The sequence below is a fragment of the Mucilaginibacter gossypiicola genome, assembly GCF_900110105.1.
Classification (GTDB): domain Bacteria; phylum Bacteroidota; class Bacteroidia; order Sphingobacteriales; family Sphingobacteriaceae; genus Mucilaginibacter; species Mucilaginibacter gossypiicola.
In genome coordinates this window covers 1-1441 of sequence record NZ_FOCL01000026.1, presented here as the reverse complement: position 1 = coordinate 1441, position 1441 = coordinate 1, and the positions used below count along the sequence as shown (strand labels likewise).

1 protein-coding gene is annotated in these 1441 nt (G+C 45.0%); it reads right to left on the bottom strand.

What is annotated here, in order from left to right:
* Positions 1-1441, bottom strand: a 1441-nt coding sequence (locus tag BMX50_RS34135) for a non-ribosomal peptide synthetase (protein WP_143065334.1), incomplete at both ends; no start/stop codon positions are given.

Below are 1441 nucleotides of genomic sequence, written 5' to 3'. Positions count from 1 at the left end.
TCTCCTGAAACACTCCTTACGTGGATTTGTGTGTTCGATACAGGCATACCGATCAATGCAGCTTTGTTGATGTCTTCTATGGTATAATAGCTGGCACATACCGTACTTTCGGTCGGGCCATAGCTGTTTACTATTACTGTGTCCGCGTACAGCTTATCTATGAAGCCCGGCTGCAAGAGTTCGCCGCCGCTGATAATATAGCGCAGACTGTTTGTATTGAGCTTGTTATTACCCTTTTGACTGTTCAAATAGGCTATTACCGTAGGTGTGGCGCTTAATATCGTTACCGACTCTTTTGAAATCAGGTGGATGATATCATCTGCATCTTTACCACCTTCTTTTACGATCACTACTTTTGCGCCGCTGAGCAGTGCCGGATAAACTTCCTCGCACATCGTATCAAAGGATACTGATGACTGCTGCAGTACTTTATCTTCCGCTGTGATCCCGAAGTAGTTTATAAAACCTGTACAGTAATTGGAGATACTTTGGTGCTCCACCATGACACCTTTAGGTTTGCCTGTTGAGCCCGAGGTATACATGATGTATGCCAACTGCTTTGGTTCAATCGTGATGTTCTGGTTTTCACCGCTTTGGTTTGCAATTTCCTCGTTGTTATCTAATTCGATAACCTGAGCAGTTGTATTAGCTATATGTGCTTTTCCTGTACTGCTGCTCAGCACAATGCTGGCTTTGGTATCCTCCAGGATATAACTGATCCGCTCTTTCGGGTAATCCAAATCAACCGGTACATAGGCTCCCCCGGCTTTCAGAATACCCAGGATGCCGGTTATCATGTTGGGTCCGCGCTCTATGCAAATCGCTACAAGCGTTTCTTGGGTTACGCCTTGTGCTTGTAAATAGTGCGCTATCCGGTTCGATTGCTCACTCAGCGTTTGATAGCTTACTGTTTCGTTTTCGAATACCAGTGCCGTAGCTTCCGGTGTAGCTTTTGCCTGTGCCTCGAAAAGGCTGATAATATTCTCTTCTCTTGGATATGCTATTGACGTTTCGTTGAATGCCTTTAATTGCCCCGCTTCTGCTTTGCTTAGCAATTGCAGTTTACTGATAGGAGTATTATCAGGTTCGTTGATTATCGATGTTATCAGCTCCACATAGTGCCCTGCCATTCTTGCAATGGTTCCTGCTTCATAAAAATCGGGATTATATTCCGCTACGATCTTGATCCCCTCTTTGCTTTCCTCTGCATTATAACTCAGGTCGTATTTACTTGACTGCTCGCCGGGTTTTTCGCTGCTGATTTTAATATCACCCAGTTCAAGTGTTGGGATCACGGCCGTGTTCTGCAGCGCAAACATCACCTGGAATAGCGGGCTCCGGTTCAAATCCCTTTCTTTGACTACCGCTTCTACTACTTTTTCAAACGGTACTTCCTGGTGACCGTAAGCTTCCAGCGTGGTTTGTTTTACTTTGCTTAATA